Below are 24,985 nucleotides of genomic sequence, written 5' to 3'. Positions count from 1 at the left end.
ATTAGCTTTCATAAATGGCTTGAAAAATTCCCGTTACTGTTTCTGAAGCAGTCACAAAAGATTTGTAAAAATCTCAGGCGCCTTGAAATTTTTATATTTCTTTTGTGATTTCATTGCCGGTTCGGCAACCGACTGTTTAACAGGCGCTGACAATTCTCTGAATATGTATTATCAGATACATCTGCTCTGATTCTGTCAGCTTGTACATATATTCTTCCTCAATAAACTTTTTAATCTCATTCATGCAGTCATAACACTGTGGATATTTTGTTTTGAGGAATGAGAAAAGCTCCTCTTCATCATCGTTATAAACCGTATTGCACAGAATTCTCTGGGCAAAGAATTTAAGATGAGTTATAAACCTGTCGTAATGAAGTGACTCTTCATTGTACTCTATATTCATATATTTTTTAACGATATTTAAGATGTTCTCCACAATATGGGTCATCTCCGCCACATTGTTCATGCCTCCGTCAAGCTCTGCATTTACAATGTGATAAGCTATATATCCGGCTTCGTCCTTGGTAAACTCAACACCGAACTTATCCTTAATCAATTCAAGAGCACGAACCGCAACCTCATACTCTTCTCTGTATATTCTTTTTATCTCGTTAAGCAAAGGATTCTCAATTTCAAATCCCTTTGTATATCTTTCAACTGCGCTTTGGATATGTTCAGTAAGGGATACGTAAATTATATCGTGTACCTTTTTGTTGTATTCCTTGCTGAGAATTGAAACAACCTTTTCTGTAATATCCAGATATTCGCCGGGTATATTTGCTATAACTTCTTTCATTTTTGAGTTGAGGGACTGGTCCTGGTTGGAAAAAACCTGCGCACCCGGCATTAACTCTACTTTTTGACCCGCTTTCTTTTTAAAACCAACGCCTCTGCCCATGACGATAATTTCCTTGTTGTTATCGTCCAAAGCCACAAAAGCGTTGTTATTCAAAACCTTTGTTATAATCATTTACTGTTCCCCCTGTATAAAATACCTGCACACAAAAAGCATAAAAAAAAGGCAAAACCCACGTTAGATACCTAATGGAGTTTTGCCTGCATTACCAGTTACAATCTTCAATATAAATTATTTCCTTGTGTTATTAGTATATCACAGGAATCTGTCGTTGTAAAGGATTTTTTAATTTTTGTATATCTGCACATCACAAGATAACTATTTTTATCTAAATTAACCAAAATCAATACCCAAGCTGGCTATTTATCTCATCGGTTATTGTTGTTCCTCCGGCTTCTGAAAGCTGGCGGCTTAATTCGTCAAGACCTGCGTCAATTGTTTCATTGTTTATAAATGATTCGCCGGTGGTTTCATCGCTTTCGGAAAGTATTCCGTCGTTTGCGAAAATGTACGGCTGATCTTTTAGAATTTCTTTCATTTTTTCATCTACAGCCATTATTTCATCTTCGAGGGACTGGAAGTCCACAGCATCTATACAGAACTTAGACTCAGGAGCCTGCTCCTTTGCCGCAGAATAGATTTCCTCCATTGTGAGGGTGTTGCCCTCAAGGTCTGTGTAGTTGTAGATGTTGTTCAAGTCCTCGTCCATTTCCATAAATGGAACTGCATATGTTGGATTAAGTCCCTTTCTCGGATGGTCTTCAAGATATGTAAGATAAGATTCAACAGTCATATCTTTATCGCCGAACATTACAATCCTTTTGAAATCCTCGTCGCTGTATACAAGGTTTATAAACTGCTCTGCCCAGTCCTTGTGCTGTGTATTCGCTGAAATGCAAACACCGGAAGTTGGTCTTTCCTTTGAGTAGCTGGAAATCACGTCGCCTATAGGCAGAACATAATAGTATGAGTTCTCCTCGTCATCCGAGCCGCTTTTCTCCATATATGGCTCAGGATAAACAGCTATATCAAAAGTAGCCTGTGCATTCTTTGATGTTCCTGTTGTGTATCCCTTGTCGGAATAGGAGTACATTGTTTTTAAATAATCTCTGACTTTTTCCTCTTCGTACACATTTACCGCTTCGCCTGTTTTCAAATCTATTGCGGTTGATGCGCTTATGAACATGTAGTCCCTCATGTAATCCATAACAGCAGGCTTTGTGGTTTTGTAACCAACCTCTACATAACCAACTGTGCTGGCTGACTGGTCAACAAAAAGAAAAGCGTCGTTTTCGTTGGCTTTGTAAAGCTTTTCAAAAAGCTCTGCGCAGTCCTCAAAGCTTTCCAATGCTCTCGGCTCAAAGCCTGATTTATCCAGCAGTTCTTTTTCGATTTTAATACCTGCACTTACGGGAATCTGCACATTGAGAGGAAGTGAATAAACCTCGTCACCCAATTCAAAACCGTAATTTTCCAAAACTGCGGCGGCGTCCTTTAATCCGCCATCAAGGCTTTCGCTGAGATTAGCGGCATAACCGTCGTCGATGAGAGCGTTCAGCACATCAATAAGTGTTGCCTTGTTATCTCCCACGGTGGAATAAGGAGCGGCATAAACTATATCGGCTTCCTTCAGATTTTTATATGCGTCACTGTCCCTGAAATTTTCATCTGACAGCTGTATGCCGGAAAATTCAACCTTGTATTCACAGCCCATATTGTCAAGATATGTGTTTATCTCGTTGACAACAGCCTGGTTGAACTCCACATTCTTATCCGAGTCGTAGTAATTTACAATAGCGATTTTTAAAGCTTCCTTATCCGGATATTCGTCCGGCTCCTGTGAAACACAGCCTGAAAATCCCAGCACCGTGCATGCAAGCATCAAAGCTCCCATCGCCAAAGAAATCCCTTTTTTCAAGAAAGAAGCTCCCTTTTTTCTTTTTTTATGCATCTTCAACTATCCTCCGTGGTCAGAAATATTCTGATTATTATTCTTTTATCAAAAGACAAACACTGTGGGCGGAAATGCCCTCCTGTCTGCCTGTAAAGCCAAGCTTTTCCTCTGTGGTGGCTTTAATATTCACCCTGTCAGTGTCAACACCGCAGGCCTTTGCCACATTTTCACACATTTTAGGTATATAATCCTTCATCTTTGGCTTCTGGGCAATAACCGTTGCGTCGATATTTGAAACACGGTAGCCCTTTTCAGCCGCCTTTGCGCAGACCTCTTTTAAAAGCATAAGGCTGTCTGCGCCCTTGTATTTCTCATCGGTGTCGGGAAAATGTCTGCCGATATCTCCAAGAGCTGCCGCTCCCAAAATTGCGTCGCTTATGGCGTGAAGCAACACGTCTGCGTCGCTGTGACCCAAAAGTCCCAGCTCCCAGGGAATTTCCACTCCGCCGATTATAAGCTTTCTGTTTTCCACAAGGCGATGAACGTCATAGCCGTGACCCACTCTTATATCCATAAACTCACGCCTTTCTTCTGCTGCGCATAATATTTTCCGCTGTGGTTATATCCTCGGCGGTGGTGATTTTTATATTCTCTCTGCTTCCCTCCACAACCTTTACATTTCTTCCGGTTGCTTCAAAAATTGCGCAGTCGTCGGTAAACTCCGCCTCTTTTCCCTTTGACTTCAATTCGTCCAAAGCGGATATATAGTCCTCAAGTCTGAAAACCTGTGGAGTCTGAACCGCCACAAGCTTATCCCTATCCGGTGTTGATGTTATAACACTGTCTTTTCCTATAACCTTTATGGTGTCTATTACCTTTGTTCCCAAAGTAGCTCCGCCGTAGCAAAGACCAACATCAACCACGTTTTCTATATCCTCAGTGGTAACCAGCGGTCTTGCGCCGTCATGAATAGCCACATGGGTGGTTTTTTCATCACACTGGGCAATACCGTTTCTAACACTTTCGCTTCTGGTTTTGCCGCCGGTCACTATCTTTTTAACCTTTTCAAAACCGTTTCTGTCTATTCTCTTTTGAATTTCCTCACGGTCACAATCTCTGGCAACAATGACAACCTCGTCAATGCTTTCGGCATTTTCAAAGGCGTTTAAAGTGTGCTCTATAACAGATTTTCCCAAAATACACATAAGCTGTTTGCTAACGTGACCGCCCATTCTGGTGGAACTTCCTGCGGCAACGATAATCGCCGTTACATATGTTTTTTCCATATATTATCCTTTCGTGACAATTGCTTTTACAGTCTTTCTCCGCATCTGAGACAGATTCCCTGGTTTGCGTCAAGCTCATATCCGCATACTGGGCATATTTTCTTTGCGGGAGCCGGTTCCTGAACATTCTCTGTATTGTTGACAGGCTGGCCGTCCATATTCATTTTTGGCTGACCGTTAAAAGGCTGGCCGCCGTATGGAGGCTGATAAGGTGGCTGTGGTTGAGGTTGAGGCTGTGGCTGTGGTGCAGCATTTCTTGGCTTTCCGCATTTTGTACAGAAAGAAGCGTTTGGCTGTAATGTGGCTCCGCAGAAAGCGCAGCGGTTGTCCGGCTCCTGACTTCTGAGCTTTTCACCGCATCCGTCGCAGAAGAAAGTGTCGTTTCTCACTGTTTTTCCGCATTTCGGACATACAGCGTATCCGTTTATTTTTCTGATTTCTTCCTGCATATTCTTTATATTGCCCTCAAGCTCTTTTATCATATTCACTTTATCGGCAACCTCAGGGTTAGGATTTTCTCCGTATTTATTTACATAGAAATTGCCTATCTCTCTGTATGCCATATCGATTTTATTTTTGCAGTCATTTATAGCTGAATTAAGTCTGGAGGTTTCAGCCATTGCTTTTGTTTTATTGACAGCACCCTGACTGGTCTCGCTGATTTTCTTTCCCAAATCATTAAAAAAGGACATCTATAACACTCCTTTAAAAAGATAAAACTTTTAATCTATTCTTCTAAATTATATCTTCCTTATCAATACTTGTCAATAATTCACAACATAACTTGAGATTTTTCAGTAAACTTTCACCTTTCGATATATAGTTATTAAATTCAAGCTTTAATAACCTATTATAATAAAAAACGCCGGTTAAAAAAATCCAAAATCACTATATCTCGACCCTTTATTTATATAATTTATAATTACAGAATTGTAATTTGTATTGACATTCCTTCCCAAAAATGATAAATTAAACTAGTGAAAAATATTCACATAATGTATTGATATATTCACATCTTATTATCATACTGTACGGGGGACGAACATGTATTATCGGGCTATCAGGACTGTCCGCAAGGACAGGATTTCATATGGCATAGTTGCGGTTAGGGATAACAAAGAATTTCTTAGGTTTGAAGACATAACAGAGGATTTTGAAACTATTCTCAAAATGACAATGGAATTTAACACGGAAGAACTTGACCCTATACATCTGGAGGAAGTGCTTGAAGTATTTCTGGAAACACTTGAATATTAAAAAACAGACGTCCGAGGACGCCTGTCTTTAAACCAGCAGCAACCAAAAGAAAACTGCCATACATCTTTATTACTTTTTCGGAAAACTTATTGTAATTACAGTACCTTTTCCCGGTTCGCTTTCCAGGGAAATATCAGCATTGTGATAAACGGCGCCGTGCTTTACTATTGAAAGACCAAGGCCTGTGCCGCCGATTTCCCTTGAATGGCTTTTATCAACACGGTAAAATCTTTCAAAAACTCTCTGTCTGTCGGCTTTTGGTATACCTATACCACTGTCGGAAACCACAACCTTTGCACAATCAACATCATCAATCACATTAACGGTGACATTTCCCCCGTCTACGTTATATTTGATACCGTTGTCGCACAGGTTAAAAATCATTTCCCTGATTACTTTTCTCGAACCCATAACTGTCGTATTTTTTCCCTGAAGCTCCAAAGTGATGTTTTTCTTTTCAGCAGGTATTTTAAGGCTTTTCAAAATATCCCCCGACAATTCAAACAAATCAACGCTTTCCTTTTCGTCGCTCAAACCTCCCTCATCAAGGGCTGAGAGGTTGAGAATATCGTTTACAAGAGTGATAAGCCTCTGAGCTTCGTCGTAAATGCTTTCGGAAAAATCCTTTATATCTTCCGGCTTTACCATTCCGTATTTCATAAGCTCGGCAAAACCTGCTATTGATGTGAGGGGAGTTTTAAGCTCGTGAGAAACATTTGCCGTAAACTCACGTCTTAGCTCCTCTCGCTTTGCCGTTTCGGTTATATCAAGAATAACTATAACGGCGCCCACAACCTTGCCGTCGTTTTTCACGGGGTCAGCAACAAGCCTGCAAAATCTTCCCTCATTTTCCAGCACCTCAGTGCAATGCTCGCCGGCAAGGGACTTTTCTACGCAGGAGGAAAACTCTGTGCTTCTGTTTAAAATAAGCACACAGCAGTGGTCATAAGGAACATCGGAATTTAAAAGACGCTTTGCGGCGCTGTTGCAGGTAATAATATTTGACTTTGTGTCAATGAGTATAAGACCTTCCAGCATGTTTTCCGTGATTACCAGAAACTCCTCCTGCTTTTGCTTTGCTTCTTCAAGCTGTTCCCTGATTGTGCGGTTCTGTCTTGAAATTTTTGTAACCAGCGGAGCAAGCTCCTCATAGATTTTGCCGTTCTCCGGAGCGTCCAAGTCAATACCGTTAATTGGCGCCACAATGGCTTTTGAAGCACGTGAAGCGCAGAAAGCGGCAAGCACAATCATTATAATTATTATAACTATAATAGGCTGTAAAGTGCCCATGATTATAGTAAACAAAGAATACTGTGTATCGCTTATACGCAATATACTTCCCTCTGAGGTTCTCACCGCATAGTAAACCGTCTTTTCCGCAATGGTTGTTGAAAAACGGGAACTTTCGCCAAAACCATACTGCAAAGCTTCTGATACCTCTTCTCTGCCAAGGTGATTCTCTATGGAAGTAATATCGTCCACAGAGTTGTCATACATGACAGTTCCGTCGGAAGCGATCACAGTTATTCTTTTGTCTGTTTTAGGCATTTCCTCTATAAAGTCAATCCCGTTTTTATCCATAACATAAGCCAAAGCCTGAGCTTCGCTTTTCATTTCGTAGTTTAACTCGTTTTCAAAATGAGTATAAAGCACACCGACGGTCAAGGATACCGAAACAACAAGTACAATACATGCCACAATGCAGATGGCTCTGAAAATTCGCTTACTCATCGTTTTCTCCTTTTATACAGTAACCTATACCCTTTACGGTTTCAATTAAGTCCGCATAATCTCCCAGCTTTTGTCTTAGTTTTCTTATGTGGACATCAACGGTTCTTGTTTCTCCGTCAAAATTGTATCCCCAGATTTTTCTAAGAAGCTCTTCACGGGAAAGGACATTTCCACGATTTTTTGCCAAAATTTCAATAAGGTTAAACTCTTTAGGGGTAAGAGATATTTCATCGCCGACAACTTCAATTCTGTGGCTTTGACCGTCAATAATTATAACTCCGTCTATATTGTATGTAGAGCTGTCACTTTTAATTGCATGACCGGCTCTTCTTTTTACCGCTTTTATTCTTGCAACAAGCTCAAGTGGTGAAAATGGCTTGCACACATAGTCGTCGGCTCCGCAGTCAAGGCCGATAACCTTGTCAAACTCCGTGCCTTTTGCGGTAAGCATTATAACAGGAATACTTTTTGTGACATTGTCGTTTCTGATTTTTCTTAAAATATCCATGCCGTCCTCCTGAGGAAGCATGATATCAAGCAAAATCAGCTCCGGAAGCTTGTCGTTTCCCATTGCCTCCCAAAAATCAGAGGGTAGTCCAAAGGACTTAACATCCATGTTGTTGGCGTTAAGTGTGTATTCCACCAGTTTTCTAATATTTCCGTCGTCTTCCAAAAGGAATATCATTTCAATTACACCTCTTGAGCAAATTTATATATAAAATTAAAATTTATAAACAATACAGGTCAGACTCCATACTATAGCCTGACCTGTAAATTATATCACGAAAATCCGCTTTCATCAATTGATACTTGAGTTATGCTTTCCTGTAATTGAATAGCATACCCAGCCTGCAATATTTGTTGCGTGGTCGCCGATTCTCTCGAAGTATTTAGCAATCATCAAAAGGTCCAGATAAAGCTCGCCGTTCTCCGGGTCTTTTGCGATATAGTCTGTAAGTTCTTTCTTAACCTTAGCAAAAAGATGGTCAACCTTATCGTCGTACTTGATAACGGCGATGGCTGTATTGTAGTCCTTTTTAACAAATGATTCGATACTGTCAGTAACCATCTGAATTGTAGCTCTTGCCATATCGCCTATATGAAGCTTACTGGGAACATTGAATTCCTCTGTGTACTTCATAATCTCAGCGATATCAGCCGCCTGGTCGCCTATTCTCTCCATATCGGAAATCATTTTCAGAGCGGATGAAACTGTTCTCAAATCCTTAGCTACAGGCTGCTGCTGAAGCAAAAGTCGCATACAGATTGTTTCAATCTCACGTTCTTTTCTGTCTATAGCGGAATCGGCCTGAAAAACCTTGTCCAAAAGATTTTTTCCGCCCTCAAGCATATATGTTGCGGCGCAGGAAATTGCGTCCTCGCAAAGTGCTCCCATTTTGATAAGCTCTATGTTTAAAGTTTCAAGCTGCTTGTCGAATTGTACTCGCATTAACCGAACCTCCCTGTAATGTAATCCTCTGTTCTCTTGTCCTTAGGAGTTGAAAACATTTTTTCTGTGTTGCTGTACTCAATCACTTCTCCTAAAAGGAAGAAGGCGGTGTCGTCGGCAATTCTGACAGCCTGCTGCATATTGTGAGTAACCATAATTATTGTATATTTTTCTTTAAGCTCGACAGCCAAGTCCTCAATTTTTGTAGTGGAAATCGGGTCAAGGGCGCTGGTAGGTTCGTCCATGAGAAGAACCTCAGGGTTTACAGCCAAAGCTCTTGCGATACAAAGTCTCTGCTGCTGACCGCCGGAAAGTCCCAATGCGCTTTTGTTAAGTCTGTCTTTAACCTCATCCCAGATAGCTGCGTCTCTCAAGGATTTTTCAACTATATCGTTGAGCTTTGACTTTGACTTAATTCCGTGAGTACGTGGGCCGAAAGCTATGTTGTCAAACACGCTCATAGGAAATGGATTAGGCTTCTGGAAAACCATTCCTACACGTTTTCTCAAAAGGTTTACGTCCATACCGCCGTAGATGCTCTCACCGTCAAGAAGCACGCTTCCGTCAATTCTGCATCCCTCAACCAAATCGTTCATTCTGTTAAGTGATTTAAGCAATGTTGACTTGCCGCAGCCGGAAGGTCCGATAAAAGCTGTTATTTTCTTTTCCGGAATTTTAAGATTTATATTTTTAAGGGCTTTAAAGTCGCCGTAATACAGATCAAGATTAGAAACCTCAAATTTAGGCATAGAAGAGTTCTCAGCCTCAGAAACAGGGGCGGAACTGCTTACATTTGTCTGTGAAGTAGTATTGTTCATTACAAAAGATTTTAAGCTTTTCATCAGTACCTTTTACACCTTTCCCACTTTTTTTGCAATAAATCCTGACAATGTGTTGATGCCAAGAACCAAAACCAAAAGAACTACGGATGTTGCATACGCCTGTTCCATGTAAAGACCCTCGGAAAGCAATGCGTACATGTGAACGGAAAGAGTTCTTCCCGAGTCCATAAGATTTTCCGGAATACCGGTAACGGTACCGGATGTATAAATAAGGGCTGCTGTTTCGCCCACAATTCTTCCTATTGCAAGGATTACGCCGGCAAGGATTCCCGGAACAGCAGATGGAAGAACCGCTCTGAAAACTGTTCTAAGTTTGCCTGCGCCCAAGCCAAAGCTGCCTTCACGGTAAGAGTCAGGAACCGCAAGCAAAGCCTCTTCCGTTGTTCTTATAATAAGGGGCAGTATCATTATAGCAAGGGTTATTGCACCTGAAAGGAAGGAATAACCCCATTTAAAGGTTACATTGAACATAAGGAAACCAAACAATCCGTAAACAATTGAAGGAATACCTGAAAGTGTTTCTGTGGTAATTCTTATTACAGAAACCAGCTTGTTTCCTTTCTTTGCATATTCTACAAGGTAGATAGCAGAGAAAATTCCTACTGGCACAGCCATTAACAATGTGAGGAATGTCATGGTAATCGTATTGATTATCGCCGGCATCATGGATACGTTTTCAGAATTGTATTCCCACTCGAAAAGCTCCGGCTTGATGTTTGGAATACCGGTTATAAGAATATAAGCGATAAGATACAGCAGTGTACCTATTGTCAAAATTGCGCCTAAGAAGATAATCAAAAGCATTACAAAAGACAGGGGGTGCTTTCTGTAGGTTTTGAGTTTCTCCGAAAAGGTAACTTTGTTAATGTAATGGTTCAAGTCTTATTCCTCCTTTTAAGCATAGAGAAACAGAGATTTATTATAAGGATGAATACAAACAGTACAACTGCTGTTGCTATAAGCGCATCTCTGTGCAAATCGCTTGCATATCCCATCTCCAAAACTATATTTGCGGTAAGGGTTCTTACACCGCTGAAAATACTGTCAGGTATAATCGCCTGGTTTCCTGCAATCCATGTTATAGCCATTGCTTCACCGATTGCACGTCCAACACCTAAGATAATACCCGCTGTGATACCGGATTTAGCCGCAGGCATTGAAGCTCTGAAAATACTTCTTTCCTTTGTAGCTCCCAAAGCCAATGCGCCTTCGTAGTACTGAGGAGGCACAGCTCTCAAAGATGACTCTGTAACACTGATTATTGTTGGCAATATCATAATTCCCAGCAATATTGAAGCAGTGAGGATGCTTTTTCCGCTGAATCCGTCTCCTACAAGGTTTTGTAAAATCGGCACGATTACAACCAAGCCAAAGAAACCGTATACTATGGAAGGTATTCCGGCAAGAAGGTCAACCGCCGGCTTTAAAAATGTATAAAGTTTTTTAGGACAGTAACTTGCGAGAAATACTGCGCAAAGCACTCCTATTGGCACGCCTATTATGATTGCTCCTGCTGTTACATACACGCTTCCCAAAATCATCGGAAGTATTCCGTATATATCATTTCCCGGACGCCACGTTGTGCCCAGCAGGAAGTTAAGAGGCCCTATCTCGCCTATAGTAGGTATGCCGTTTGCAAAAAGGAAAAGACATATAAGCAAAACAGCCACTATAGAGATACAGGCAGAAAGCAGGAACACTACTTTCATTGCAATTTCTGAAAATTTCTTCATTATCTAACCATTCTCCTCTTGCTTGAGTACATCTTTCGAGAGATTATGCTATTCTAAACTATAGCTGTAGGCAAAGGTTTACCTACAGCTATGTATTTTTTAATGGGATTTTATTTGAACTAACTGAATGTAGATTACTCGATCTCGCCCCAGTTTGTGATTTCGCCTGTGTAGATGCTCTTTACCTGCTCTGAAGTAAGGTCTGTTACAGGGTTCTCAGGGTTTGCGATTACTGCAATACCGTCGATAGCGATTACTGTAGGTGTAAGGCCCTTCTCAAGCTCGCTGTCCTTGAGCTCTCTTGAAGCCATACCGATGTCACAGCTGCCCTCTGCTACTGACTGGATACCTGTTGATGAGTCGTTCATCTGAATGTCAACGCTTACGCCCTCGTTAAGAGCTTCATAAGCCTCTGCAAGCTTCTCCATTACTGGGTTTACGGAAGAAGAACCTGCAACTGTGATTTTACCTGTAACACCGCTTGGTGTGTATGCCTCTGCGTCAGAAGCCTTGATGAAACCTTCTTCTTCAACAACTGCCTGGCCGTCTGAGCTGAGAATGAAGCTGATGAAATCCTGAGCTGCTTCGCTTACATCTTCTCTAACTGCGATGTTAAATGGTCTTGAAACCTTGTATGTACCTGCGTTGATGTTCTCAACTGTTGGCTCTGCTCCGTCAATCTTCAAAGCCTTTACCTTTGATTCATCAAGTGAACCAAGTGAGATATAACCGATTGCATTCTTGTTGCCTACGATTGTTGTAATCATAACAGATGTGCTGTTTGTGATTTCAGCTGTTGGGATTGTCTTGTCAACCTTCTCGCCACTCTCGTCTTTCTCTTCAATTCCAAAAAGCTCGATAAATGCGGTTCTTGTACCTGAACCGTCTTCTCTTGAGCAAACTGTGATTGCTGAGCCTGTTGAGCCGCCCTCTGTTGCACCGTCTGTTGTACCTTCTGTGGTTGTGTTATTGCCGCCGCAGCCTGTGAAGATTGCTGCTGACATCATTACTGCCATCATAACAGAAATTACTTTCTTAAACATTTCTTATTTCTCCTTATTATTTTTAAGTTTAGTATTCGGGCTGTTTCCCCCGCCCTCAGGGTACACATAGATTATACGTTAAAGCCTGTTAACTGTGATATCTGCTGTATGTAAAATCCATGTTAACTTTCCCTCTTTTTTATATAAAAAATTTAAAACGCTTTTCTCTGTGTAAAATCTATGTTAACTTTAGGCTTTAATGTAAATTTTGTATGTAAAAAACCTTTGTAACCTATTGACTTTTTTGTTACAACTGTATATACTGTATATATACAGTAAGAACGATTTAAGGCTGGTGATTCATATAAATATAGTTATAAGCAATAAAAAAGATGCACCTATATATCAACAGATGTACGACCAAATCAAAAATCTTGTTATTTCAGGCGAATTATCACCGGGAGAGCCACTTCCCTCCATAAGAGGTATTGCAAAAGATTTGAAAATAAGCGTAATAACCACAAAGCGAGCCTATGACGAACTGGAAAAGGACGGCTACATATATACAGTTCAGGGAAAAGGCTGTTTCGTGGCTGAAAAAAACAAGGACCTTATAATGGAAGAAAATCTTAAAAAGATTGAAGAACACATCGCCGAGATATATGAAATTGCCGACATATGCGGACTTGAACAAAATGAAATAATAAAAATGTTTATTCTATACGGAGAGGAGCGGTAATATGAACGCTATAGAAATCAAAGACGTAAACAAAACTTTGGGACAGTTTTCAATGAAGGACATAAATCTTAACCTGCCCACAGGCTGCATCATGGGACTGGTTGGAAAAAACGGAGCCGGTAAAACCACCCTTATAAAGCTGATTTTGGGCATAGCAAAAGCCGACAGCGGCACTATTACCGTTTTAGGCTGTGACAACAGAAAGCATTTTAAATACACAAAACAATACATAGGCTATGTTCCCGACAGCGGAATATTTGATGAAAACTACACACTGATAAAAATAAACAAGCTTATGGGCGGTATTTACAGAGAGTGGAACGAACCTCTTTTCCTTGAATATGCCAAAAAGTTTCATCTTTCCCTTGACCAAAAGATAAAGGAATTTTCAAAGGGAATGAAAGCAAAGCTTTCCATAATGACAGCCATCTGCCACGGCGCAAAGCTCCTTATCATGGACGAACCCACAACAGGTCTTGACCCTGTAGCCCGTGACGAAATTGTAAATATACTCTTTGAATTTACCCGTGAAGAGGATTGCTCTGTGCTTATAAGCTCACATATTGTAAGCGACTTGGAAAAACTCTGCGACTACATCTGCCTTATAGACAACGGACAGATACAGTTTATTGAAGAAAAGGACGAAATTCTTGAAAAATACGTTCTCTGCAACTGCACAACGGAACAGTACAACGATATACCAAAAGAAGCCGTAATCAGCGTGGAAAACACAAACTACAGCTTGAAGCTTATTTTGGACAAAAGCAAGTTAAACGGTATTGACTTAGAAACAGAGAAAACAACCTTGGAAGACGTGCTTATTCATATGATAAAGGAGTGATTTCCGTGAACAGCATTTTGAAAAAAGAATTTAAAGCCATATTGCCCGGCATATTTTCATTTTTACTCTTAACATTTATTATTTTTTCAACGGTACATATAGAACAAAGATATGACCTTTTAATATTTCTCGTTCTCTTAGCTTTGTTACCTTTTATAAATATAATAGACAAAGACAACTCCTCAGGCTGGAGCAGCTTCTCATTAGCTCTGCCAATCAAAAGAAAAGACATTGTACGTGCAAAATACACTCTCGCCCTGTGTATAGCTTTGTTTACAGGTATATTCCTTGTATCATGGGGATTTGCCGGTTCTATGGCATCTGGTTCAAACACTGAACCGTCAGCAATTATCGCTGTTGCTATGATTGCTTACCTTACGGCGGTGGTATCCCTTTCAATATCACTGCCTGCCGCCATAGGTATGGGAATTAAAAGTGCTGCGGCTATGTTCTTCTTGTTATTTGCAGTTATTTATCTCATGTTTACATTGCAGGCAAAAATTTTAAATCCTGCGGCTGTTCCCTACCAAGGCTACCCCATGGCATTTTATATTTCAGTATTTATAATGAGCATCGCAATCATGTTCATATCCTATCTTGTAACCTGCCATTTATTTGAAAAACGTGATTTTTAAAATTTTTAGGAAAGGGGAATTTTTATGAAAGCTTTGTTGATAAAAGATTTAAAATATATCGCCTTGCCTGTATCTGTACTTTTATTTATTGACGCTTTAGTTTTGACAGCTCCTTTAAGCAGTGACGCCATGAAAAATCTTATTATATTATTTTGGCTGCCCACAATTGCAATCTACGGACTTTTTTCAAACGAGTATAACTCAGGCTGGAATAAATATGTAAAGTCCCTTCCTTTATCAGAAAAAGAAATCGTGGGAGAAAAATTCATTATATCAACAGGTTTAATCGTATTGATACAAATCACCATGCTTTTCTTTGGAAGTATCCGAGTTATTCTCGAGTCAAATACTGCCGCATATTTTGATTTAATTCTCTTTTCATCTTCTGCCATTCTTTTTATCTGCATAACCGTAGCTGTATTTATCCCCTGCGCTTACTCATCAAGCCCTTTAAAAGGAATTTTTATTTCATTGTTCGCCTTTCTGTGCGTGGTCTTTCCTATATATTATGCCTGTATTTCACAGGCGCACAATTATATTTACTATGATGAAGGAGGCAGCGCTTACCGCTATGTCAATTATTACGGGGTATATATGGATACAAATACTTTAATTACAATATTCTGGATATGCAGTATACTTGGTTATCTGTCATTATTTATATCCTACTGGTGTTCTTTGAAAATATTTAAAAATAAAGACTATTAAATCTTTCAGATAAAATTTCATAAACAAATAAAAATAATTGTATTTCCCGTCGAGATGTGATAAAATATAGTGTATATTCACTTCTGGGGGTTACATGTCTTATGGAAATTTTGAAACAGCGAATTTTAAAGGACGGACACATAAAAGCCGGAAACATTATAAAGGTTGACAGCTTTTTAAATCATCAAATGGATATACAGCTTCTCAATCAAATTGGAGAGGAATTTGCAAAAAGATTTGCAGACGAGAAAATTACAAAGATTCTCACCATCGAAGCTTCAGGCATCGGAATTGCCGCATTGACCTCCGGTCACTTCGGATATGTTCCTGTTATCTTTGCAAAGAAAACCCAGTCAAAAAATCTTGACGGAGAACTTTACAAATCCAAGGTTCACTCATTCACCAAAGGAATTACCTATGACGTTCAGGTATCAAAAAAATATCTCAGCCCCGAGGACAATGTTCTCATAATCGACGATTTTCTGGCAAAAGGACAGGCTTTGCTGGGACTTATTGACATAGTAAAACAGTCAGGCGCAAAGCTTGCCGGCTGTGGAATTGTGATTGAAAAAGGTTTCCAGGACGGAGGAAAAATCCTCAGAGAAATGGGAGTGCGCCTTGAGTCACTTGCAATAATAAAATCCGCCGACCCTGAAAACGGCGTAACATTCTTATAATTACAAAAACCCCGCTGAAAAGTCACAGCGGGGTTAATTTTTTAATTGAGCTTTAAATACTCTGTATAAAATACAGAATAAGCAAAACAGTTCTTTAACTTTTTCAAGGACTAATATGGGCAAATGAAAACCTTTATCACTTATCCATAATGTTTAATTAAAACAAAAAAAGAGAGAATACAAAATGTACTCTCTCTTGGTGGGAACAATAGGGCTCGAACCTATGACCCTCTGCTTGTAAGGCAGATGCTCTCCCAGCTGAGCTATGCTCCCATAATTGGTGCGGATAACAGGACTTGAACCTGCATGAACTTGCATTCATATGGACCTGAACCATACGCGTCTGCCAATTCCGCCATATCCGCATATCACAGGGTCGTTTCCGTTACCGTGCTTGATTATTATAGCAAAGTCACACCTGTTTGTCAATAGTTTTTTCAACTTTTTCAAAAAAATTTGAAAAAATACGATTAAAAAAACATGGGCAGGAAAACTCCCGTTTTCCCGCCCACGTGGGTATTAAAAGGAATTCAAATATTTAATTAGAGTTCTGCGAAATATTTGATTGTTCTAACCATCTGGCTTGTGTAGCTGTTCTCGTTGTCGTACCAAGAAACTACCTGAACCTGAGATGTGCCGTTGTCAAGATTTGTAACCATTGTCTGAGTTGCATCGAACAATGAGCCGTATCTCATACCAACGATATCAGAAGAAACGATGAGGTCTGTGTTGTAGCCAAAGCTCTCAGACTGAGCAGCCTTCATAGCCTCGTTGATGCCATCAACAGTAACTGTACCCTCAACAACAGCTGTGAGGATTGTTGTAGAACCTGTTGGAACAGGAACACGCTGAGCAGCGCCGATGAGCTTGCCGTTGAGCTCTGGGATAACAAGGCCGATAGCCTTAGCAGCACCAGTTGAGTTAGGAACGATGTTAACTGCACCAGCACGAGCTCTTCTGAGGTCACCCTTTCTGTGAGGACCGTCGAGGATCATCTGATCGCCTGTGTAAGCGTGGATTGTAGCCATGATACCGCTCTTGATAGGAGCATAATCATTCAAAGCCTTAGCCATAGGAGCGAGGCAGTTTGTTGTGCAGGAAGCAGCAGAAATGATTGTATCGTCTGCTGTGAGAGTCTTCTCGTTAACGCCGTAAACGATTGTCTTAAGGTCCTTACCAGCAGGAGCAGAAATAACAACCTTCTTAGCACCAGCGTTGATGTGAGCCTGAGCCTTATCCTTTGAGCAGTAGAAACCTGTGCACTCGAGAACTACGTCGATGCCAAGCTCTCCCCAAGGAAGATTGTTAGCGTCTTTCTCAGCATAGATTGTGATCTCTTTGCCGTCTACAACGATTGAATTCTCTTTAGCTTCAACCTTATCAGCGAGAGCATAACGGCCCTGAGCTGAATCGTACTTCAAGAGGTGTGCAAGCATTTTTGCATCTGTCAAATCGTTGATAGCAACTACTTCATATCCTTCAGCGCCGAACATCTGTCTGAAAGCAAGACGGCCGATACGGCCAAAACCATTAATACCAACTTTAATTGCCATTTTTAATTCCTCCAATACAAAATATGGTACTTATATAATATTACATTTAGCGTAAAATTTCAAGAGCTTATACGAAAATAAAGAAAAAAATTTTTAAATTTTACATATTTTTAATAAAATCCCTTTAAGCGACAAAAACGGTTATTAAAAATTATTATATTTGTTCAAATCAATGATTTTTACGATTTATTTTTACGCATATTTTAGTTTTGACCATTTCCCCATTTTTATCACATAAAATTTTTACCTTTCGTACTTTAAAAATTTAATATCAAGTCCGTTTAAACCTTACTTTAAATAAAATGTGACTTATTTACAAGGTTTTATCTTGACAATGTACACAAAATATATTACTATATATGGTGAGGAATACGAGCAAGTACAGTATGTATTGGTTGTAAATGCTTTTTTGCATATTATTTTTAACAATACAAATTGTATTATTTTTAAAACTCTTTTCCTTTTAGGTCAATCAATATTGTCTTGTACTGAAAAGCGTCTGTATCGGCGTTTTTATTTGCGAATAAAGAAAATAAATAAATTGAATGTCGTTATTTTCAAATAGGAGAATGGCTGTTATAGGAAATTTTATTCCTGTGAATATTGATTTTTAGGATATTTTATTGATATAAATCTCGCCTTTTGAGGCAGACTGATATACATATAAAAAATATTTTTAAAAAAAGAATATGTTTTGGATTAAGAACAATACTATTACTCATTTGGGATAACTTGCAATGACTATCCGTACATTTGTGTATATGTGTTGTTTTCTTTTCTATTTCGGACATTTCCAAATTCTGACGTTTTTTATTTATTTTTTGTTATCCCAAAAGTACTTGAGCTTGATTGCTTTTAATTATTCTTAAATTATATTTTATTCGAAACTTGAAAATTGAACAAAACTTATCAAGGAGGTGTCCATTCTATGCCGTTTTGGTTAGCCATTGTGATTGCAGTCGCAGCTCTTCTTATAGGTATATCCGCAGGTATTTACCTTGGTATACAGAGAAGAAAAAAGATTGCAGAAGCAGAAATTGGCAGTGCCGAACAGGAAGCAAAGAGAATTGTTTCCGAAGCGATAAAGACCGCAGAAGCTAAGAAGAAAGAAGCTGTTCTTGAGGGAAAGGATGAGCTTCATCGTCTGCGCAGTGAAAATGAAAAAGAGATTGCTGACCGCCGCAAGGAAGTTCAGCGACAGGAACGACGCATACAGCAAAAAGAGGAAACCCTCGACAAGAAACTGGACAACTTGGAAGCTAAGGAAGAAAAGGTATCCAAAAAACTCAAGGATGCAGATGCAAAGCTGGAGGAAATCGAGAAGATTAAGAGCAGCCAGTTTGAAATGCTTGAGAGAATTTCAGGATACACAGCAGAGCAGGCAAAAAGCTATCTGCTTTCACAGCTTGATTCCGAGCTTACCCATGAGAAAGCCACCAAGATTATGGAGTATGAGCAGAGGCTGAAAGAAGAAGCCGACGCAAAGGCGAGAAACATTATCACACTCGCAATCCAGAGATTGGCTGCTGACCAGGTTGCAGAAGCCACTGTTTCCGTTGTACCTCTCCCCAACGATGAAATGAAGGGAAGAATCATCGGAAGAGAAGGCAGAAACATAAGGACAATCGAAACCCTTACAGGCGTAGACCTTATTATTGATGACACACCTGAGGCAATCGCACTTTCCTGCTTCGAGCCTGTAAGACGAGAAATTGCGAGAGTTGCCCTTGAAAAACTTATTTCCGACGGAAGAATACATCCTGCAAGAATCGAAGAGACAGTGGAAAAAGCAAGACGTGAAGTTGAGCTTGCCATTAAGCAGGACGGTGAAAGAGCTGTCATCGAAGTTGGTGTAAACGGAATTCACCCTGAGCTTATAAAGCTTTTGGGAAGACTTCGCTACAGAACAAGCTACGGTCAGAATGTTTTAAACCATTCAATAGAGGTTGCTTATCTGTGCGGACTTATAGCCACAGAGCTTGGACTTGATCCTACTGTTGCAAAAAGAGCGGGACTTCTTCACGATATCGGTAAGGCTCTTGACCACGAGCACGAGGGAAGCCATATCGAACTTGGTGTTGAAGTTGCAAGAAAATACAGAGAAAACGACGCTGTTATCCATGCCATTCAGGCTCATCACGGCGACGTTGAGGCAAAAACAGTTGTTGCCTGCATAGTACAGGCGGCAGACGCAATATCTGCTGCAAGACCTGGCGCAAGACGTGAAAATCTTGAAAACTACATCAAGAGACTTCAGAAGCTTGAAGAGGTTGCTTCTTCATTTAACGGAGTTGAAAGATGTTTCGCAATCCAGGCGGGCAGAGAGATCAGAATAATGATTAAACCTGAGGTTGTTAAAGATGAGGGTATGATTCCTCTGGCAAGAGAAATCTGTAAGAAAATTGAATCCGATTTGGAATATCCGGGTCAGATTAAAGTAAACATCATCAGAGAATCCAGAGCTATAGATTACGCAAAATAATCTTGTTCTAAAAATACATTTTCGACTGAGAAAATACAGAGCTGATTTAAAATTATTGGTTTTAAATCAGCTCTTTTTATTTTGTCTTATAGAATTGTCTAATTAAAAAGGCTGTCAGCAGAGGTTTATAACGTCTTTGCTGACAGCCAATTTTATGACCGTTAAATCTTATTTATACTTTTACAAACATTAACTGCGGCCAAGCATTATCTGTATTTCTGTTGCGTCGGTTACTGTGATTACGCCGTCACCGTTTACATCTGCAACCTTTTCATCAAATATAGTTTCTCCTAAATCAATTTTAACTATAAATTTCTGAATTAAGGTAACGTCCTCTACATCCGCTTTTCCGTCCTTATTTACGTCGCCTTTTACGGACTGTGAACCGGTAGCATAGTTATAAACTGCCGGCAGAGATTTGTTTCCTGCCTCGTCAACGGCAACTATTCTTATGCTGTAGGATGTGCCATCGATTACGTCAAAAATAAACTCTGTTTCCTGGGTTTCAGCAGTCTTAATACCGTTGATATAAACTTCATAAGTAATCACGCTGCCCTGTGGGTCTGTGGATTTCTCCCAGGTTATTTTAGCCTGATTTGCTCCGGAAATTTCAGTAACAGCAAGTCCTGTAACCTGTGCAGGAGCTTCGTTGTCGATTGGAGCCGCTGTTGTTCCCTTTACGGTCAACGGAGTTTCGGAAGCTTTTCCGTTTCTGTTTACTCCGTAAACTTCAAATACATATTCTGTATTCGGGTTAAGCTCATTTATCTGCAAATAGCTATTCTCTGTCTCAGCTGTCTTAACCTCTGCGCCCTCGTTGTCCTTTACAACAACCTTATAGGACACTGCACATTCGGCTTTATCCCAGATAAGAGTAACCTTGTCGGACTCTATTCCTGAAACTACAGCCTTTGCGTCCTCTGCAAATTCAGGGGCTACAATTTCCTGCTTGTCAAGCTCTTCGCCTGCTTTGTTCAGATTGTCGGCAAGTGTCTGTACCTGCTCTGCTGTTGTTTCACTGCTGTTCATTCCCTCTACAGCAGCTTTCATTGCAGCCTCAAAAGGAGCCCATGCTTCCTGTGTGTACTCGGCTTCTGTTCTGTCGCCGTACTTTTCTATTGCTTCCTGAAGCTGTGATTTATCAACAATCTCTTCAGATGGTTTGTAAACCTTGAAATAGTCCATATTTACGGTTGTATTTCCGTCAACTGCGGCAACTGTAAATGTGATTGTGTGCTCTTTATTTTCCAAGCCAAGCTTTGAATAAACAAGCTGCTGGTCTTCGCCGCCCTGAACAGTACCTACAAGGCTTGCTTCTCCTGCGTCCTCACCGTCAAGAACAACTGTGTACTTGCCGTATTTCAGGTTCTTCTGAGCATACAGCTCTATTCCTGTTCCTGTAAAGGTGTAGCTAAATGAACTGCCGGCTCTTGAACCGTCTGTCTTTGTGCCGCCATGGTGTCTTGTGGGTTCGCCTGCCCATGTTGACCATGAACCGTTCCAAGTAATAGCAGGGTTCGGATTTTTCTTATTTACGGAATCCTCTACTATTTCATAGTTATCATTCTCTGTTGGAATTGCAACTGTTATATCTACAGTTCCGGCTATATTACCGTTGTTCTTCATAGCCGCCTTGACTGTTACAACGCCGTTTTCACCGTCAAGTGTCAAAAGTCCGTTTTCGTCTATCTTTGCAGTTGTGTTTCCGCTCTTTGTTTCAACAGACCATACAACGCCTGTGTTTTCTGTTCCCTCAGGCATACTGTAAGCCTTCATCTGAAGCTGTGTATCAGCCTTGGAAACTGTAGTCATACCGTTTGATGACACAACCTTCAGTGATTCAGGATAGACCACTGAATTGTCAAGTACATTAAATCCGTCAAACTCAAGCTTTGCCTTTGAACTCTGAGCTGAATGTTCGCCTGTAGCTGTAAGTGTGATTGTGTGTATTCCGTACTCCAAGTCATCCTTAGAGAATATTTTAACCTGTCTTTGTGTTGTAGGAGAATATGTATCGACTGTTCCCATGTCAACTCCGTCGATATCAACCTTCATTGTTCCTCTGTCGTGGTTTTTGCAGGTGAGAACCTCAATACCTGTACCGCAGAAGGTAAGGGAAATTGTTTCACTGCCATTCGGTGTTTCAAGGAATTTGATTGTTCCCTTGTAGTTGTCGGCGTCCCCTGTCCAGTTGCCCCAGTTTCCGCTGTAAACTATTCTGGAATCCTGGTCGTCCATCATTCCTGCCATGTTTCTCATGTCCATAACAGAAACTGCATCGCTGAGTTTTGTTTCCTCACCGTCTATAACGGCAGAAACCTTATAGGACAAGGTTCCCAAAACATCGTAAGCGTCAGTATCCTTAAAGCTCAAATCGGAGATATCTGTTCCGATAAGGTACCATTCGCCGTCGTTAATCTGTCTGTATACATTGTAAACTGCATTTTCTGCGTCAACAGCGTCCCAGAGGATTTCTGTCTGTCCGTCTGTAAGCTTGTATGCCTTGATATTTGCAGGAGCTTCTGCCTTTTCTTCCTCAGCAGGGATTGATGAGATTGTGTAGCTCTTTCCTGCCTCTGTTTCAAAGGAAATTCTGTTGTCCTTTAATACTTCAAAATCAACATAGTTGCCGTCGCTGTCTTTAACTGTTCCAAGGGAAATTCTGTCAGCCTGTACTATAGCTTCGCCTCCGTTATTTGAAAGCAAAGTTGCAGTCTGAATTGACTTGTTTTCCCAGTTCATTGTGATTTCAAAATTGCCTCTTGCAACAAGACCGCTTACGCTGCCGTCTGCCCATTCATCAGGAAGAGCCGGCAAAAGATTTATGTATCCGGCGTTGCTCTGAACAAGCATCTCAGAAACACCTGATGTCATACCGAAGTTACCGTCAATCTGGAAAGGAGGATGTGTATCCCAAAGATTCATGTAAATACCGGATTTAAACAGGTCTGTGATAAGCTTATGAGCTCTGTTTCCGTCGCCAAGTCTTGCCCATGTGTTTATTCTCTGGCCCATACCCCAGCCTGTGCTGGAATCGGTTCTCATATTCATGGAAACCTTTGCAGCCTCGAACCATTCAGGTGTATCCTCTGTAATAAGGTCGCCCGGGAACAAACCCAGCATATGGGAAAGATGTCTGTGACCGTAGCCCTCGCCCAATGTGTTTCCGTTTTCGTCCTTATTAAATGAAGTTTCTATGTACCATTCTTTAATCTGTCCGTCGTCACCTATTTCGATAGGTCCTTTAAGATTATCCTGCTTTTCCTGCCACTGGGCGATAACCTCTTCGTCCTCGCCTACAAGCTTTCCGGCAGTTATTGCATCTTCAAAAAGCTGCCAAATCAATGACTGCTCGTATGTATTTCCTGCTGTGTAAGGTCCCTGCTCAGGAGAATATGTTGGTGATGAAACATATTTTCCGTCCTCGTCCTTTATAAGCATGGAGTTGTAGAGCATTGCCTCTTCACGAAGCATTGGATAGATATTATTTACCATGTAATCATAATCACCGGTGTACTCGTAATACTCCCAGCAGTTCTGCAAAATCCACGGAACAGCAGCCGGTGACCATCCCCAGCTAAATGCCCATCCGGGACAAGTCCATCCGAATGGTGTGTTCTGGGTATGAGCCATAAAACCGTTTTCTTCCCCTTCTTCACTTACAACACCTGCATAAATAGCGGCTGTAACTCTTCCCGGCTCTCTCAGTGAATCCACGTATCTTATAAGGGGGTCTGCGCACTCTGCAAGATTTGTGGAATATGTAGGCCAGTAGTTCATCTGAAGGTTTACGTTCATATGATAGTCTGAACTCCACTGAGGATTGTTCACATTATTCCACACACCCTGGAGGTTTGATGGAAGTTCAGAATTTTCTCTTGAAGAAGCTATTGTCAGGTAACGTCCATACTGGAAAAGCATAACTTCAAGCTGTCTTTGCTCTTCTTCAGTTGCTGTTCCGTTGTTGTAAGCTTTCAAAAGTGCGTCTGTTGTTTTGTCTGAAACAGACTGTCCCAAATCAAGCTCAACCCTTCCGAAAAGGTCGCTGTAATCCTCAACATGTGTGTTTTTAACCTCTTCATGTGGTTTTGCGGCGGCATTTTCCACTGTAGTGTTTACCTTTTCGTGGAGTTCTTCCGCTGTTTCACCTGTTCTGTACTTAGGATACTCGTTTTTATAGTCTGTATCTGCGCTTACATATACAGTGAGCTCCTGGGCTCCGCTTACAACAAGCTTATCTCCGGAAGCGTCAACCTTTCCTGTTTCTGTTACAGCTTTAAGAACGGAGTCATATTTAAGCTGGTTGTCGCTTACCTCACCGGCAAGGTAAAGGCTGTTGCCCTCTGCCACTGTCTTTCCGCCCTGGTTGGATGGGAAAGTTATCTCCATATTAAGCTTGTCCGAACCCTCTGCTGTGAAATGAGCCACAAGAACATTGTCCGGGTTGCTTATGAAATATTCTCTTGTATAGTGTGTTCCGTTTGAATCAAATTCAACACTTGCGATTGCATTATTCAAATCCAAATCACGAACATAACCTGTAATGTTGTTTTCATTAAGTCCTGTATGGTTGAAATAGATATTGCCCCATGACTGATAAGAGCCGTATCCGTCACTTGTGCCAACCAATTTATTGCACAGGCTTGAAGCTTCAGCGTCTTTTCCCTCTGCGAAAAGCTGCTGAATTTGTTTCATTGTTTCGCCGTTCTGACCGTTTTGAGTAAGATTTCCGCCGTTATAATCCGGTCTGCTTTCACTTGGGCCGCCTGTCCACAGAGTTTTTTCGTTAAATGTAAGCCTTTCGTTTACAATTTCTCCGTAAACATTTGCACCGATATCTCCGTTTCCGATTGGGAGAGTGCACTGCTGCCAAATGTCTTTCTCTCCGCCGGCTCCGCATTTAGAAGATGGTGCGGTATACCAGAGTCTGAGAGCGTCAGATTCGCTGTTTTCCTGAACGGAGGAAACAAGCGGCTCCTTTTCCTGTGCGGAGAAAGCCGGTACCGATGATAAAAGAATCATTCCGGCAAGCGCTGCAGACGCTATTTTTCTCCATTTTAAATTTCCAATTTTCACTACTTTTACACTCCTTTTCTAAAAAATTAAATATATCAAATAGATAAAATTGGCTTATTTAAAAAAACTTTTTATAAAGTTTCGTAAAAATAGATTTTTTTATAAAAATCGCTGTTCAGCATTAAAAATAATATTTTGTTCTTATTAAATAAAAAAGCATAATTGCCAGTTGGATAAATATTTTATTACATTTAGATTAGCGAAAAGATACAAAGCAATAAAATCAAATATATTTTAAATAT

21 protein-coding genes and 2 tRNA genes are annotated in these 24,985 nt (G+C 40.5%); 7 read left to right on the top strand and 16 right to left on the bottom strand.

Annotation, left to right across the window (positions count from 1 at the left end; all coding sequences use genetic code 11):
* Window positions 1-136: 136 nt before the first annotated feature.
* The 5 genes from licT to CGICJO_RS05385 form a co-directional block, all read right to left on the bottom strand.
* A complete protein-coding gene (gene licT, locus CGICJO_RS05405; RefSeq protein WP_486499910.1) occupies window positions 137-970 on the bottom strand; it encodes a BglG family transcription antiterminator LicT in 834 nt (277 codons plus the stop codon).
* A 229-nt stretch (window positions 971-1,199) separates the two neighbouring features.
* A complete protein-coding gene (locus CGICJO_RS05400) occupies window positions 1,200-2,807 on the bottom strand; it encodes a hypothetical protein (protein WP_486499909.1) in 1,608 nt (535 codons plus the stop codon).
* Between the two features lie 37 nt (window positions 2,808-2,844).
* The gene (ispF, locus tag CGICJO_RS05395) at window positions 2,845-3,318 is read right to left on the bottom strand and encodes a 2-C-methyl-D-erythritol 2,4-cyclodiphosphate synthase (protein ID WP_087376461.1); all 474 of its coding nucleotides are present in this window, start codon (window positions 3,316-3,318) and stop codon (window positions 2,845-2,847) included.
* A 10-nt stretch (window positions 3,319-3,328) separates the two neighbouring features.
* Window positions 3,329-4,036, bottom strand: coding sequence for a 2-C-methyl-D-erythritol 4-phosphate cytidylyltransferase (gene ispD, locus CGICJO_RS05390; RefSeq protein WP_486499908.1), 708 nt, complete (start codon window positions 4,034-4,036; stop codon window positions 3,329-3,331).
* 26 nt (window positions 4,037-4,062) lie between these two features.
* The gene (locus CGICJO_RS05385) at window positions 4,063-4,728 is read right to left on the bottom strand and encodes a zinc ribbon domain-containing protein (protein ID WP_486499907.1); all 666 of its coding nucleotides are present in this window, start codon (window positions 4,726-4,728) and stop codon (window positions 4,063-4,065) included.
* Between the two features lie 352 nt (window positions 4,729-5,080).
* Between CGICJO_RS05385 and CGICJO_RS05380 the strand changes: the two genes are divergently transcribed.
* The gene (locus CGICJO_RS05380; RefSeq protein WP_486499906.1) at window positions 5,081-5,293 is read left to right on the top strand and encodes a hypothetical protein; all 213 of its coding nucleotides are present in this window, start codon (window positions 5,081-5,083) and stop codon (window positions 5,291-5,293) included.
* Window positions 5,294-5,362: 69 nt separating this feature from the next.
* Here CGICJO_RS05380 and CGICJO_RS05375 read toward each other — a convergent pair whose 3' ends face one another.
* From CGICJO_RS05375 to CGICJO_RS05345, 7 genes are all read right to left on the bottom strand, one after another.
* Window positions 5,363-7,024, bottom strand: coding sequence for a sensor histidine kinase (locus CGICJO_RS05375; RefSeq protein WP_486499905.1), 1,662 nt, complete (start codon window positions 7,022-7,024; stop codon window positions 5,363-5,365).
* Window positions 7,017-7,709: a winged helix-turn-helix domain-containing protein gene (locus CGICJO_RS05370; RefSeq protein WP_486499904.1), complete on the bottom strand. Its 693-nt coding sequence runs from the start codon at window positions 7,707-7,709 to the stop codon at window positions 7,017-7,019. The genes CGICJO_RS05375 and CGICJO_RS05370 overlap by 8 nt, the downstream gene beginning before the upstream one ends.
* Window positions 7,710-7,823: 114 nt before the next feature.
* Window positions 7,824-8,474: a phosphate signaling complex protein PhoU gene (gene phoU, locus CGICJO_RS05365; RefSeq protein ID WP_087376391.1), complete on the bottom strand. Its 651-nt coding sequence runs from the start codon at window positions 8,472-8,474 to the stop codon at window positions 7,824-7,826.
* Window positions 8,474-9,223, bottom strand: coding sequence for a phosphate ABC transporter ATP-binding protein PstB (gene pstB / locus CGICJO_RS05360; protein ID WP_486499996.1), 750 nt, complete (start codon window positions 9,221-9,223; stop codon window positions 8,474-8,476). The genes phoU and pstB overlap by 1 nt, the downstream gene beginning before the upstream one ends.
* Before the next feature lie 102 nt (window positions 9,224-9,325).
* Window positions 9,326-10,120 carry a phosphate ABC transporter permease PstA gene (gene pstA / locus CGICJO_RS05355; RefSeq protein WP_087376459.1) on the bottom strand — a complete coding sequence of 265 codons (795 nt, stop codon included), beginning with the start codon at window positions 10,118-10,120 and terminating at the stop codon, window positions 9,326-9,328.
* Between the two features lie 71 nt (window positions 10,121-10,191).
* Window positions 10,192-11,049 carry a phosphate ABC transporter permease subunit PstC gene (pstC, locus tag CGICJO_RS05350; protein WP_486499903.1) on the bottom strand — a complete coding sequence of 286 codons (858 nt, stop codon included), beginning with the start codon at window positions 11,047-11,049 and terminating at the stop codon, window positions 10,192-10,194.
* 134 nt (window positions 11,050-11,183) lie between these two features.
* Window positions 11,184-12,092 carry a substrate-binding domain-containing protein gene (locus CGICJO_RS05345; protein WP_486499902.1) on the bottom strand — a complete coding sequence of 303 codons (909 nt, stop codon included), beginning with the start codon at window positions 12,090-12,092 and terminating at the stop codon, window positions 11,184-11,186.
* Window positions 12,093-12,396: 304 nt separating this feature from the next.
* Between CGICJO_RS05345 and CGICJO_RS05340 the strand changes: the two genes are divergently transcribed.
* The 5 genes from CGICJO_RS05340 to CGICJO_RS05320 all read left to right on the top strand — a co-directional run bounded on the left by CGICJO_RS05340 (window position 12,397) and on the right by CGICJO_RS05320 (window position 15,632).
* Window positions 12,397-12,771 carry a GntR family transcriptional regulator gene (locus CGICJO_RS05340; protein ID WP_486499995.1) on the top strand — a complete coding sequence of 125 codons (375 nt, stop codon included), beginning with the start codon at window positions 12,397-12,399 and terminating at the stop codon, window positions 12,769-12,771.
* Window position 12,772: 1 nt separating this feature from the next.
* The gene (locus CGICJO_RS05335) at window positions 12,773-13,612 is read left to right on the top strand and encodes an ABC transporter ATP-binding protein (protein ID WP_486499901.1); all 840 of its coding nucleotides are present in this window, start codon (window positions 12,773-12,775) and stop codon (window positions 13,610-13,612) included.
* A 5-nt stretch (window positions 13,613-13,617) separates the two neighbouring features.
* Complete coding sequence (locus tag CGICJO_RS05330) at window positions 13,618-14,247, top strand: ABC-2 transporter permease (protein WP_486499900.1); 630 nt, start codon at window positions 13,618-13,620, stop codon at window positions 14,245-14,247.
* A 24-nt stretch (window positions 14,248-14,271) separates the two neighbouring features.
* A complete protein-coding gene (locus CGICJO_RS05325; protein WP_486499899.1) occupies window positions 14,272-14,955 on the top strand; it encodes an ABC-2 transporter permease in 684 nt (227 codons plus the stop codon).
* A gap of 101 nt (window positions 14,956-15,056) precedes the next feature.
* The gene (locus tag CGICJO_RS05320; protein ID WP_087376385.1) at window positions 15,057-15,632 is read left to right on the top strand and encodes a xanthine phosphoribosyltransferase; all 576 of its coding nucleotides are present in this window, start codon (window positions 15,057-15,059) and stop codon (window positions 15,630-15,632) included.
* Window positions 15,633-15,829: 197 nt separating this feature from the next.
* Here CGICJO_RS05320 and CGICJO_RS05315 read toward each other — a convergent pair.
* The 3 genes from CGICJO_RS05315 to gap all read right to left on the bottom strand — a co-directional run bounded on the left by CGICJO_RS05315 (window position 15,830) and on the right by gap (window position 17,185).
* Window positions 15,830-15,905: transfer RNA gene (locus tag CGICJO_RS05315), tRNA-Val, on the bottom strand.
* Window positions 15,906-15,910: 5 nt separating this feature from the next.
* Window positions 15,911-15,997 (bottom strand) — tRNA-Leu (locus CGICJO_RS05310).
* A 177-nt stretch (window positions 15,998-16,174) separates the two neighbouring features.
* A complete protein-coding gene (gap, locus tag CGICJO_RS05305; RefSeq protein WP_087376384.1) occupies window positions 16,175-17,185 on the bottom strand; it encodes a type I glyceraldehyde-3-phosphate dehydrogenase in 1,011 nt (336 codons plus the stop codon).
* Between the two features lie 928 nt (window positions 17,186-18,113).
* On the opposite strand from gap, the gene rny reads away from it, so the two are divergent.
* The gene (rny, locus tag CGICJO_RS05300; RefSeq protein ID WP_087376383.1) at window positions 18,114-19,667 is read left to right on the top strand and encodes a ribonuclease Y; all 1,554 of its coding nucleotides are present in this window, start codon (window positions 18,114-18,116) and stop codon (window positions 19,665-19,667) included.
* A 189-nt stretch (window positions 19,668-19,856) separates the two neighbouring features.
* On the opposite strand, the gene CGICJO_RS05295 is transcribed toward rny, so the two are convergent.
* Window positions 19,857-24,743: a glycosyl hydrolase family 95 catalytic domain-containing protein gene (locus CGICJO_RS05295; protein WP_486499898.1), complete on the bottom strand. Its 4,887-nt coding sequence runs from the start codon at window positions 24,741-24,743 to the stop codon at window positions 19,857-19,859.
* Window positions 24,744-24,985 lie beyond the last annotated feature (242 nt).

The organism is Candidatus Limousia pullorum, assembly GCF_057405065.1.
This window is presented reverse-complemented; position numbering and strand designations above follow the sequence as displayed.